General features: G+C 63.5%; 14 protein-coding genes. 7 read left to right on the top strand and 7 right to left on the bottom strand.

What is annotated here, in order from left to right; translation table 11 throughout:
* The first annotated feature begins 307 nt into the window (after positions 1-307).
* Genes AC2FME_RS06805 through AC2FME_RS06790 form a run of 4 tightly spaced genes read left to right on the top strand, consistent with a single transcriptional unit; the run spans position 308 to position 3,814 of the window.
* The gene (locus AC2FME_RS06805) at positions 308-958 is read left to right on the top strand and encodes a histidine phosphatase family protein (protein WP_496680644.1); all 651 of its coding nucleotides are present in this window, start codon (positions 308-310) and stop codon (positions 956-958) included.
* 24 nt (positions 959-982) lie between these two features.
* Positions 983-1,600: a glutathione S-transferase family protein gene (locus AC2FME_RS06800; RefSeq protein WP_496799999.1), complete on the top strand. Its 618-nt coding sequence runs from the start codon at positions 983-985 to the stop codon at positions 1,598-1,600.
* A 12-nt stretch (positions 1,601-1,612) separates the two neighbouring features.
* Positions 1,613-2,668 carry a saccharopine dehydrogenase gene (locus AC2FME_RS06795; protein WP_496799998.1) on the top strand — a complete coding sequence of 352 codons (1,056 nt, stop codon included), beginning with the start codon at positions 1,613-1,615 and terminating at the stop codon, positions 2,666-2,668.
* Positions 2,669-2,671: 3 nt separating this feature from the next.
* Positions 2,672-3,814, top strand: coding sequence for a saccharopine dehydrogenase family protein (locus tag AC2FME_RS06790; protein ID WP_496799997.1), 1,143 nt, complete (start codon positions 2,672-2,674; stop codon positions 3,812-3,814).
* 81 nt (positions 3,815-3,895) lie between these two features.
* Here AC2FME_RS06790 and AC2FME_RS06785 read toward each other — a convergent pair whose 3' ends face one another.
* The 5 genes from AC2FME_RS06785 to AC2FME_RS06765 form a co-directional block, all read right to left on the bottom strand.
* A complete protein-coding gene (locus AC2FME_RS06785) occupies positions 3,896-4,099 on the bottom strand; it encodes a hypothetical protein (protein ID WP_496680635.1) in 204 nt (67 codons plus the stop codon).
* 41 nt (positions 4,100-4,140) lie between these two features.
* Positions 4,141-4,374: a hypothetical protein gene (locus tag AC2FME_RS06780; RefSeq protein ID WP_496680633.1), complete on the bottom strand. Its 234-nt coding sequence runs from the start codon at positions 4,372-4,374 to the stop codon at positions 4,141-4,143.
* A 128-nt stretch (positions 4,375-4,502) separates the two neighbouring features.
* Positions 4,503-5,555, bottom strand: coding sequence for a hypothetical protein (locus AC2FME_RS06775; RefSeq protein ID WP_496799996.1), 1,053 nt, complete (start codon positions 5,553-5,555; stop codon positions 4,503-4,505).
* Positions 5,556-5,661: 106 nt separating this feature from the next.
* The gene (locus AC2FME_RS06770) at positions 5,662-5,979 is read right to left on the bottom strand and encodes a DUF3775 domain-containing protein (protein ID WP_496680628.1); all 318 of its coding nucleotides are present in this window, start codon (positions 5,977-5,979) and stop codon (positions 5,662-5,664) included.
* An 86-nt stretch (positions 5,980-6,065) separates the two neighbouring features.
* Positions 6,066-6,836: a DUF1365 domain-containing protein gene (locus AC2FME_RS06765; protein WP_496799995.1), complete on the bottom strand. Its 771-nt coding sequence runs from the start codon at positions 6,834-6,836 to the stop codon at positions 6,066-6,068.
* Between the two features lie 138 nt (positions 6,837-6,974).
* Between AC2FME_RS06765 and AC2FME_RS06760 the strand changes: the two genes are divergently transcribed.
* The 3 genes from AC2FME_RS06760 to AC2FME_RS06750 are packed head-to-tail and all read left to right on the top strand — an operon-like array spanning position 6,975 to position 8,753.
* Positions 6,975-7,631: a sigma-70 family RNA polymerase sigma factor gene (locus AC2FME_RS06760; protein WP_496799994.1), complete on the top strand. Its 657-nt coding sequence runs from the start codon at positions 6,975-6,977 to the stop codon at positions 7,629-7,631.
* A gap of 10 nt (positions 7,632-7,641) precedes the next feature.
* Complete coding sequence (locus AC2FME_RS06755) at positions 7,642-8,292, top strand: ChrR family anti-sigma-E factor (RefSeq protein WP_496799993.1); 651 nt, start codon at positions 7,642-7,644, stop codon at positions 8,290-8,292.
* A 56-nt stretch (positions 8,293-8,348) separates the two neighbouring features.
* Positions 8,349-8,753, top strand: a complete 405-nt coding sequence (locus AC2FME_RS06750; RefSeq protein WP_496799992.1) for a hypothetical protein — start codon at positions 8,349-8,351, stop codon at positions 8,751-8,753.
* A gap of 3 nt (positions 8,754-8,756) precedes the next feature.
* Here AC2FME_RS06750 and AC2FME_RS06745 read toward each other — a convergent pair whose 3' ends face one another.
* Together AC2FME_RS06745 and mutL are read right to left on the bottom strand one after the other, a co-directional pair.
* Complete coding sequence (locus AC2FME_RS06745; RefSeq protein WP_496799991.1) at positions 8,757-9,995, bottom strand: DNA recombination protein RmuC; 1,239 nt, start codon at positions 9,993-9,995, stop codon at positions 8,757-8,759.
* Between the two features lie 57 nt (positions 9,996-10,052).
* Entirely contained in the window at positions 10,053-11,915 is a 1,863-nt protein-coding gene (gene mutL / locus AC2FME_RS06740; protein WP_496799990.1) for a DNA mismatch repair endonuclease MutL, read from the bottom strand.
* Positions 11,916-11,992 lie beyond the last annotated feature (77 nt).

Genomic DNA, 11,992 nt, shown 5'->3' with positions numbered 1-11,992 from the left:
GTCTCGACTCGATCCCATCCTAGCCCAATAACCGCGATGCATGACCCCCATTCCTGCGGGTGAGACCGGATCAGCGGTGGCGTCAATCGGGTGGCGGTCATTGCGGCCCAAATCGCGATGCAAGACAAGAGGTATACGGCCGCATACGGCAGCCAATGTTCCTATAGGAAACTTTTTTCCGTTAAGCAACACGCGAATTGATCCGGGCCGCCTGTGTCGTGATCGCGAGATTTACGGCCCTGCCGGTCGAACGCCTCTGGCCCCTTGCGGAAACCTGCCCTAAGACTTCGCAGCAAGAGGGACGCACATGTCATACATCACATTGGTTCGCCACGGACAGGCCAACACCGCCGCGCGCGATGAGGTCAACTACGACAAGCTCAGCCCGCTGGGCCATCAGCAGGCACGGTGGCTGGGTGCCTATCTGCAAGACACGCGGGCGCATTACCCGCGCGTGTTCTGCGGCACCTTGACCCGCCACCTGGAAACGGCGGCCAGCATGGGCTTGCCGGATCCGGTCCGTGACCCGCGCCTGAACGAAATCGAGTATTTCACCCTAGCCAAACTGTTCGAGGAACAGCACGGCGTAGCGATCCCGACCGACCGCGAGGGCTTTGTCCGGCACCTGCCGCAGACCTTCGAGGCCTGGGCGCGGGGCGATATCAAAGATGCGCCGGAAACCTTCGAACAGTTCGAAACCCGCGTCTCGGACGCTCTGCGAGAGATTCACGCCGGGGACGGGCCGGCCATCGTGGTGACCTCGGGCGGGTTGATCTCGATGGTGGTGCGGCAGGCGATGGGGCTGGACATTCCGGCGATGGCGCGGGTGGCCCTTGCCATCATGAACACGTCGTTGCATCGTCTGCACCCGATCGGGGCCGATCTGAGCCCCGTTCTGTTCAACGCGGTCCCGCATCTGGAAGCGCCCGACCGGCAGTTCGCCCAGACGCATCTGTAACCGCCCAGCCCAACGGAGCCGCCGATGCAGCTGTACTATGCGCCCAACACCATATCGGTTGCGACCGCCATCACCTTGGAAGAGGCAGCGCTGGACTATCAGCCGGTCCGACTGGACTTCGCCTCGGGCGAGCAGACGACGCCGGCCTACAGGCAGATCAACCCCAAGGGGCGCGTGCCCGCGCTGGTGGTCGATGGCGGGATCCTGACCGAAACCGGCGCCCTGCTGGAATTCATCGCCGCCAAGGCCCCCGAGGCCGGGCTTGTCCCCGACGACCCGCTGCAGGCGGCGCGGATGCGTGAGGTGATGTATTATCTGGCCTCGACGATGCATGTGAATCATGCGCACAAGATGCGTGGCCACCGCTGGGCCGACAGGAAATCCAGCTGGAAGGACATGGCGGCCAAGGTGCCCCAGACCATGACCGCATCCTGCAAATATATCGAGGCAAACGGCCTGCGGGGGCCGTTCGTGCTGGGCGAAAGGTTCAGCCTTGCCGACCCGTATCTTTACGTGGTGTACAGCTGGCTTGAGGGGGATGGGGTCGATGTTTCGGCCTTTCCCAAGATCGTCGCGTTTCGCGACGCGATGGAGGCACGCGCATCCGTCAGGGCGGTTCGAGCCGCCGGGATGCTGGGATAACAGGAAGAACAGATGACACATCTCTGGGTCCGGGCCGAACAGCGCCCGAACGAGGAACGGGTGGGGCTGACGCCCGAGGGTGCGGCGCAACTGATCGACGCCGGCATCCGCGTGACGGTCGAGGAAAGCCATGTCCGCGCCATCCCGATCGACGGCTACCGCGCGGCGGGCTGCGAAATCGCGCCGGAAAACTCCTGGCCGGAGGCGCCGCTGGATGCGATCATCTTCGGCCTCAAGGAATTGCCCGAGGACGGCACGCCCCTGCCGCATCGCCACATCATGTTCGGTCATGCCTTCAAGGGCCAGCATTCGGGCCGAAAGCTGCTGGAGCGGTTCAAGGCCGGCGACGGCACGCTGTATGACCTGGAATACCTGGTGGACGAGACCGGGCGGCGCGTCGCGGCCTTCGGCTATTGGGCCGGGTATGCCGGCGCGGCGGTGACGCTCAAGACCTGGGCGGCGCAGCAGCGCGGCGAGATCTGCGGCCTCGTCGGTGTCTATTCCGGCAAGGACGCGCTGAACGCCGAGCTGCTGGCCGAGCTGGACGCCACCGGCGCGCCCCGCCCCCGCGCCATCGTGATCGGCGCGCTGGGAAGGGTCGGCACCGGCGCGTCCGACCTGTGCGAGGCAATGGGGGTCGAGGTGACGAAATGGGACATGGCGGAAACCGCCCATGGCGGGCCGTTCCCCGAAATCCTCGAACACGACATCTTCCTCAACTGCATCTTCGCGCGGCCCGGAACGCCGGTTTTCGTCCCGCGCGAGGCGCTGAATGCCCCGCGCCAGCTGACCGCCATCGGCGACGTGGCCTGCGACCCCGACAGCGACTACAACCCGGTGCCGGTCTATGACCGTGCCACCACTTGGGAAGAACCCGCCCTGCGCGTGGCCACCGACCCGGTGCTGGACGTGATGGCGATAGACAACCTGCCCTCGATGCTGCCTGTCGAAAGCTCGGAAGACTACGCCGCGCAGCTTCTGCCCTCACTGCTTGCGCTGACCGACATCGACAGCGGGGTCTGGGGCCGGGCCAAGGCGACATTCGAAACTCACATGAAGGGAATCTGAGCCATGACGATTCATTGGTGCGGCACCGGCCTGTCGGCCATTCCCGGCCTGCGACGCCTGATCGAGGCCGGCCACAAAGTGACCGTCTGGAACCGGACCGTCGAAAAGGCCCGCGCCGAGGTCGGCGACCTGACCGACGACATCCGGGCCTTCGACATCGACGCCTTGGGCGCGGTGCTGGGAAAAGGTGACGTGATCGTCTCGATGCTGCCGGGCGACTGGCACGTACCGCTGGCGGAACTGGCGATCGAGAAGAGCGCGCATTTTGTCTCGTCCTCCTACATCGCGCCCGAAATGCGCGCGCTCGACGACAAGGCCCGCGAGGCCGGCGTCGCACTGGTCAATGAGGTCGGGCTGGATCCGGGCATCGACCACCTGATGGCCCATGTGCTGGTCGACGATTACCGCGCCTCCGACGCCTTCGATCCGGAAAATCACCTGAGCTTCATTTCCTATTGCGGCGGCATCCCCAAGAACCCCAACCCGTTCCGCTACAAGTTCAGCTGGTCGCCCTTGGGCGTGCTCAAGGCGCTGCGCTCGCCCTCGCGGTCGATCCGCGACTATGCTCCGCTGGACGTGGCCCGGCCCTGGGACGCGATCAGCACCTATGTCGCGCCGTTGCCTACGCCCGAAAGTTTCGAGGTCTATCCGAACCGCGACTCGATCCCCTTCATGCAGCAGTACCATTTCGAGGAGCACTGGCCGGTAAAGGAATTCGTCCGCGGCACCCTTCGGCTGAACGGCTGGTCGGATGCGTGGTCGGACGTGTTCCGCGAAATCGAAACGCTGGAAGGCCCCGAGGGCGAAGCGCGGCTCAAGGAAATGTCCGACCAGTTCTGGGCCGAGAACGCCTATGAAGAGGGCGAGCCCGACCGCGTTGTGCTCTGCGTCGGCCTGAAGGCCGAGAAGGACGGCAGGCCGGTCTGGCACAAGACCTATGTGATGGACGCCTGGGGCGACGCGCGCGGCAGCGCCATGGCCCGCCTCGTCTCAATCCCGGTCTCGCTTGCGGTCGAGGCGGTGCTGAACCGCGCCATCCCCGCTGGAGTCCACGCCGCCCCCAGCGACCCGAAACTGGTCCAGGCCTGGATGGCCGAGATCGACAAGCTAGCGCAGCACCTGCAGGAGGTCGACCACCTGGCCTGAACCAACCAAAAAGCCATTCCGGACGCACCGGAATGGCTTTTTTTCCGGCTGGACAAGACTGTCCGATCGTCGCCTCGGGCGTCAGATGTAGCGCTCGATCGTTTCCTCAAGATCGCTGCGGTTGATCCCCAACTCGGACAGATGATGATCGCTCAACGTATTCAAATGCTGAGCGGCACTTACGATATCGCCCTTGATCGCGTGAATGCGCATGGCTCTGTCAAACAATAACAAAGCGCTGGCGGTCGGCTCATGTCGGCTGGTCGGTATAACGCGGTCAAACATTTTCCCTTCCTCCCCGGATGGTTGCATGGGCTGGGCGTCAGTCAGCGCGACTGCCGATATGGTGCGTTGCGATAAACGCTCTGGTATGCGCGGCGATTGATCTCCGTTCGATCGACACCGATGTCCTTCAGCCGATCATGGCTGAGCCGCTCGAGATCGCGCACGGTTTTTGCCAGGATACGGCGGCGGGATCGTTCAACTCTGGCATCCGTGTATTTGGCGAATATGCCCCTAATCAGGCTGGATTGAAGCTTTTCTGTTCGTGCGGTTGCCATTGTCGTGTCCTCCCGAAAACTGAGCTGCGATGCAGCACTGACACTAGATAAAGGAGGCCTACGTTAACGGTTCCGGACCGACCCATTAAGCCGAGTTAATCCTTTGCCGAAACGAAAGGTGAAGCGTGTCATTGGCCTGCTGGCAAAGTCGCGCGCAGGGCAAAAGCCGTGGCGGGATCGGTTTCCGGATCAAACAGCAGCTTGCGCAATCGAGGCACCAGCGTCTCGTCGTCCCAATCGCGGACAGCAAATGCAATACGCGCCGCGTTTCCGGTGTCTGTTTCCAGAACTTCGGCAAAGATTGCTACGATGGCCGCGCGATGTGCTGGCAACGCGTTGCCAGCATCGACGAGGGCGCGAACCAATGCTCGTGCGTCTTCACTGGCCACTACAGGAGAACGAAGCGACTGTGCGATCGCGACAAGCGCGACTGCGCCATCCACCTCGATTGCCGCAAGCGCCCAATCCCGCAGGTTGAGACCACCGGTTTCCAACGCGCCCGGATAGACGGACCTTACAGCAGCCAAGGCCGCGTCGTCGGATTGCAAACCCAGCATACGAATGGAGGCAGGTGCATAGGCAATTCGGTTCAGATTGCGCAGGTCATGCAACAGCTGCCGGGTAGAAGCGCTGTCGCGATGCCCGCGCACGATATCGTAAGGTGCGCGGTGCAATTCAATCAGGGCGGTATTGCGCAACAGGCGATCATCATCCTGAAGAAAACCTGCAAAAAATGCGACCCGCTCAGCCGAGGCCGATCCACCAATGCTCCAGCCCGGCCCCTGTGCAAGTACCAACGCCACAAAGTCTTTCCGCGCGGGCGTCATCAAGAAGCCTTTGGTCCAGCCATGCATCAAAGCGCGCCCGGCCTGGTCACGACTGTCGGGTCCGTACATCATCAATACCGAACGATCCGGATCCGCTCGCACCGCCGCCCGCGTCACGCTATCGACCAAAAATGGGATTTCGGGCAAAACCGCCAAGTCTTTGCTGTTGCCCTTCAACACCTCGACGGGCACGTATCGGAACGGGTTGTCTGCTGTCGGTGCGGCCAGAACCACGAATTGCGCCATCATCAAACGGTCGGCCAGCGAATGCTCGGGCAGCGTCACGCATACCGTGCAAGCCCGCGCCGGGCTGTTCAGCACGAATAAGGCGCACAGCAATGCCAGAACTTGCAACAGAGTTACTTGACTCGAAATGTGCCGCCTCTCCACCACGCCGCCTCATCAAAAACCAGGGACCTAGCTCACCATACCAAATGCGCGTGTCCGTGGCGACAGCGGTTCACATCAGATCGTTTTCCACATCCTCGGCCGAGATTCCAAGTGCGTCCAATCCATTTTCCAGGTGGTCAGACATATGCGGCGTACCGATCAGATAGTCGGCGCAGGGGGTCGAGGCCTCGGCCCGCGCGGTTGCGATCGCCTCGGCCAGGTCCTCGGGGAAAAAGCTTTCGCGACCGATCCACATGATCGCGACCAGCTCGGCCTGCTCGTCCTCGCTCATCCGGTCGATGAAGGCGCGCAGTTCGCCTTCGGCCCGGTGCAGTTCGCGCCCCATCAGGGCAACCTGAGCCACTTTTCTGGGCGAGATTTCCAGCATCGGTGTCAACTCCTCTGTCCGCGTTTGCCCCCCATCTGAACCATCCGCACCGGGCGTCGTCCTTGATCTTGCGCAAATTGCGCCGGTCACTCGTGCGACCGCGACACGGGGTCGGCCGGCACCGGCGCGGTGCGGAACGGCAGGAAGGGCGCTTTCCTGACCCACAGCCTGAGCGCCTGCCAGTGGATCAGAAAGACCGCACGCCGGGCCCCGAATGGCCGCCGCAGCAACGACCACAGGATCGCCCGGTTGGTGAGCGCCCGGCGCGGGCCGGTAAGCGTGGCGATCAGTCCGCCCCCGTCGCGCCCATAGTCGATCCAAACGCCAACCCGGTCGGACCGGAAATCGAAGCGGAAGGTATATGTCCCCTCGATCTTCTGGAACGGGGACACATGCATGAGCTTCTCTGCACGGATGCGATCCGATGGCCCGATCGGTGCAAATCCGGGCTTGTGGCAGACATAGCTGTGGCGCGTGCCGTGGGTATTCGTGACCTCGGCCACGACTGCATAGGGTTGGTCCGCGTCATCGAGGCAGAACCAGAAACTGACCGGGTTGAACACATGGCCGAAGACTCTGGGTTGCGTCAGCAGGGCGATCCGGGCGGGCTGCGGAATGTCCATTTCCTTAAGGCGCGCGCGTAGCCAGACGGCCCCACTGCCCCGCCCTGGCAGGCCACCGTGGTCGCGGATGCGCCAATTGGTGATGTTGGCGCGGTCCACCGAGAAAAGAAGCGGCGTCCGCGGCCGGACTTCGGGATCGAGCAGAATATAGTCGACTGAATAGCGAAAGGCGTTCTCGATCGCACCTTTCCTGCCGTGATAGGTGTGGGCGGGGACGAATTCGATCGAAGTCATGAACTGGTGCCGTCTTCAACTGCTTGAGGTCGCACGGTTTTTCGCGCGGCTTTCATTTTGTGTACGAAAATTATCCGTTTTCGGATCAAAAATCTCGTTTCCTGTGATCCAGCTTGGGCCAAGCGTCGTAATGCGGTTATGTTTACCGAGATCGACACCGTTGATTTGGACAGTGCCGCGGCAGAAACCGCGGCGCGGCGCCCCAGCAGCGGTAGCAAACGAACCAAAGGAAGTTCGGTGAACGGAACACAAACGAATGGCGCAGCGCGGTGCCCGTGGATCGACCACGTGAAGCGTATCCGCGAGGCGCAGGATCAGACGGCCTTTGCCGAGCTGTTCCAGCACTTTGCCCCTCGGGTCAAGGCGTTCCTGATCCGTTCGGGGTCCGACGCCGGTTTGGCCGAGGAGTGCGCGCAGGAGGTCATGGCGACGCTGTGGCACAAGGCCCATCTGTTCGACCCGACGCGGGCGACGGTATCCACCTGGGTCTTCACGATTGCGCGGAACAAACGCATCGACGCCCTGCGCAAGCAGCGGCGTCCCGAACCGGAAGAACTGACCTGGGGCCCCGAGGCGGAGCCCGAACAGGCTGACGTGGTTGCGTTGCAGCAGGAAACGGCGCAGTTGCGCACGGCCCTGCGCGAGCTGCCCGAGGCACAAAGGGAACTGATCGTGAAAGCCTATTTCGGCGACCTGAGCCACCGCGAGATTGCCGCGCAGACGGGTTTGCCGCTGGGTACGATCAAATCGAGAATACGACTGGCGCTGGAACGCCTGCGCCACGCGATGAACTGAGATGACAAAGATGAGCAACGCGATCAAACACCACCTGACAGACGATCTGCTGATGGCCTATGCCGCGGGCGCCTTGCCCGAGGCATTTGACCTGATGGTCGCCACGCACATCTCGTTGTGCGACCACTGCCGCGCGCAGGCCGAAAGCTACGAGGCCGTCGGCGGGCATCTGCTGGAAGATCAGGACGACACGGTGGCGATGAGCCAGGGTTCACTGGCGGCAACTATGGCGCTTATCGCGCAGAGCGCGCCCGCGTCGAGATCCAAGCGCCAGGCCTGCAGTGTTCTGCCCGCCCCGTTGCAGGATTACGTTGGCGGCGATGTGCACAGCATCCGCTGGAAACCGATTGGCATGGGCGTCAAGCAGGCCATACTTCCAACCAGCAACGAAGCATCCGCACGCTTGCTGTTCATCCCGGCCGGTGCTGCGGTACCCGATCACGGCCACAAAGGCATGGAGCTGACCATGGTTTTGCAAGGCGCGTTTTCCGACGAGGTGGACCATTTCGCCCGCGGTGACGTCGAGATCGCAGACGAGGACTTGGAACACACGCCCGTGGCCGACATGTCCGAGGATTGCATCTGCCTGGCGGTGACCGACGCTCCGCTGAAGTTCAACAGCCTGATCCCACGTTTGGTGCAGCCCTTCCTGCGAATCTGAACGGTGCCTCGGTTGTGCTAGGCTTGGAGCCGGGAATCACCGGGAGGATATGCAGAATGTTGAAACAATCTCTGGCAGCCCTGTTCATTGCCGTTGTGGCCTTGCCCGCCTTGGCCCAAAGAAAAGCCGAAGTGAAATTCCAGCCCGGAAATTTCGGCTCTATGGTCAGCGGCACCATCACGGGTGATGAATATTTCGACTACGTGCTGGGTGCGAAGGGCGGGCAGGAACTGTTTGCCGAGCTTCAGGTCAGCGACACCAACGGCAACGGCGTGATATATTTCAACATCCTGCCGCCGGGCAGCGACGGGGTCGCGATCTACAATGGCTCGGTCAACGGCAATACCGCCCGGATCAACCTGCCCGAGGACGGAGATTATACCATCCGCGTCTACCTGATGGGCAATGACCGCGATACCGGCAAGACCGTGGGCTACAATCTAGACCTGTCAATCCAGTAGGCCTCAGCCCTCGGACTTGCCCAGCGGCACCACGTTGGCGCGGTCTTCGGGGGCCAGTTCCTCGAAATCGAAATTGTCCAGCCGCTGCGCCCGGCGACCGGCTTTTTCGGCACTGATCTTGATTTCCGAGATATCCTTGGCCGCCTGACCGAAATGCCGGTCGAGATTGGCCACCCGGTCGCCCAGACGCTCGACATCCTTGTGCAGCATACCCAGTTCCTTGCGGATCGCGCCCGCCTGTTCGCGCATCCGCGCGTCCTTGAGGATGGCACGCATTGTGTTCAGCGTGGCCATGCAGGTGGTGGGCGAGACGATCCAGACCCGTTTCGAGAAACTCTCCTGCACCAGTTCGGGGAACTTGGCGTGCAGTTCGGCATAGACCGCCTCGGAGGGCAGGAACATCAGCGCCCCGTCGGCGGTTTCACCGTCCAAAATGTACTTGGTCGAGATGTCTGTGATGTGCTTGCGCACCGTGCTGCGGAACATCTGCACCGCCGCCTTCAACTCCATGTCACTGCCCGCGCCCACCAGCGCCTCATAGGCTTCCAGCGGGAACTTGCTGTCGATCACGATGGGCCCCGGCGGGTTGGGCAGGCGGATCAAACAGTCGGCGCGTTTGCCGTTCGACAGGGTCGCCTGCAGCACATAGCTGTCCGAGGGCAGCGCCTTGGACACGATGTCGTTCAACTGGATCTCGCCGAAGGCGCCGCGGGTCTGCTTGTTCGACAGGATGTCCTGCAGCGACAGCACGTCGCCCGACAGCTTGGTGATGTTGTCCTGCGCCTTGTCGATGGCGGCCAGACGCTCTTGCAGCTGGGTCAGCGAGGTCGCGGTCTGTTTCGAGGTGCCGTGCAGGGTTTCCTTCATCCGCTCCTGCATTTCGGCCAGCGCGCGGGCGGATTTCATGGCGTTGTCGGCCAGCCGGTCGTTCATGTGCTGCTGCACTGCCGACAGGCGTGCCTCGACCGTCTGGATCACCTGCACCTGCGCATTGGCCTGCGTGTCCGAGACATGCTGCAACCCGCCGCGCAGCTGTTCCTGCCCCTGCCCCAACTGCTGCACATGCTGGCCCAGATAGGCCAGCTGCTGCGACAGCGGCTCGGCCATCCGGGCCGAGCGGTTGGCCGCGCGCAGGGCCAGGAACAGCAGGACGAGGATCAGCAGAACCACCCCCGCCCCGATCAGGGCGGCCATCACCATGGGGTCTTCCAGCGAATATCGGGTGCCTGCAATCTCGATCATCTCAACCTGCGTGTTCTTGTTTTGTTTCTTCTTTTCTATCGCCGACCGGCGGCCGGATCAACTGCGGCCGAACAACCGTTCGATATCGCCCAGCTTCAGTTCCACGTAAGTCGGTCGCCCGTGGTTGCACTGACCCGAATGGGGCGTGGCCTCCATCTCGCGCAACAGGGCGTTCATCTCTTCGGCGCGCATCCGGCGGCCCGAACGGACCGAGCCATGGCAGGCCACGCGGCTGAGGATCGCCTCGATCCGCGCCTGCACCGTCTGGCTTTCGCCCTGATCGGCCAACTCGTCCAGAATATCCAGGATCATCGCCCGCGCGTTGACCTCGCCCAGAATGGCCGGGGTCTCGCGCACCGCCACCGCGCCGCCGCCGAAGGGTTCGATGGTCAGGCCCAGGCGCGACAGGTCATCGGCCACCGCGAGCAGGCGGGCGCAGTCGCCCTCGGAAAGTTCGACGATCTCGGGGATCAGCAGCGCCTGCGCGGCCACGCCGTTCTCAGCCATCTGTTTCTTCAGTTTCTCATAGACCAGCCGTTCATGCGCGGCGTGTTGGTCCACGATCACCATACCGTCGGCGGTCTGGGCGATGATGTAGTTTTCATGCACCTGCCCGCGCGCGGCCCCTAGGGGCAGATGTTCGGGTGGCGTCTGGTCGGGCTGTGAAGAGGCGGGTTCGGCCACGGGCTCGACCACGCTACCGCTGTAGGCTTTGGCCAGATCGGCAAATCCGGGCGCCTGCGCCTGATAGGCCACCGACCGCGCCGCAGGCGACGGCCGGTCCATCTGATAGACCCGCGCGGGCGCCGTCAGGGCCGGTTCCGGCCGCATCGCGCCAAGCGTCGCATTGGCCACGGTGGTCGAGGCGCGGTGCCCCGCCTCGGCCAGCGCGTGCCGCAGGCTCGAGACGATCAGCCCGCGCGCCACACCGGGATCGCGGAACCGCACCTCGGACTTCGCGGGGTGCACGTTCACGTCAACCAGCGTGGGCTCGCAGTCGATGAACAGGGCCGCCGCCGGGTGCCGGTCGCGGCTGAGGAAATCGAAATAGGCCGCCCGCAGCGCCCCGGTCAGCATCTTGTCGCGCACCGGTCGGCCGTTGACGAACAGGAACTGCGCCACTGCGGCCCCGCGCGAATAGGTGGGCAGCGCGGCATATCCGTACAGCCGGATCCCCTCGCGGGTAGCGTCTATCTGCAAGGCATTCTCGGCAAACTCGCGCCCCAGAATGCGGGCCAGACGGGCGTGCAGCGCGTCGAACAGGTCTCCGTTCTCGCGGTCGGCGCGAAACACCACGCGCCCCTCGCCCCCGCCCGAGACATCGCGCAGGGTGAAGGTGATGGAGGGTTCCGCCATGGCCAGCCGCTTGACCGTGTCCGAGATCGCCTGCGCTTCGGCCCGGTCGGTGCGCATGAATTTCAGCCGCGCGGGCGTGGCATAGAACAGGTCGCGCAGCTCGACTACGGTGCCCGCGCGCAGGGCTGCCGGTTTCACTGGCTCCATCTGGCCGCCGGCCACGCGGATCTGGGCCGCCTCGGCCCCCCGCGCGCGGCTGGTGATGGTCAGACGCCCCACCGCACCCAGCGAGGGCAGCGCCTCGCCCCGGAACCCGAAGGTGTGGATGTTGAGCAGGTCCGACCCGTCGATCTTGGAGGTCGCGTGGCGCGACAGGGCCAGCGGCAGATCCTCGGGCGCGATGCCGCACCCGTCGTCGGTGACGCGAATCAAGGTTTTGCCGCCATCGGCGATGTCGATGGCGATCCGGGTGGCCCCTGCGTCGATCGCGTTTTCCACCAGTTCCTTGACGGCCGAGGCCGGGCGTTCGACCACTTCACCGGCGGCAATACGGTTGATCGCGGCTTCGTCGAGTTGCCGGATCACGGGACGATTTTCGCTGATATTGGGGTTTGCCTGCGCCATACCGCTAGACCTAGCACAATCGCACGCGATTCTGCCACAGGTTTGGACAGGTTCAGGAGAGGGGGGTCGGATCGTCC

The sequence above is a fragment of the Ruegeria sp. BHSC026 genome (assembly GCF_059613065.1).
Note: the sequence above shows the minus strand (reverse complement) of the source record. Positions and strands in the feature narration are given on the sequence as shown.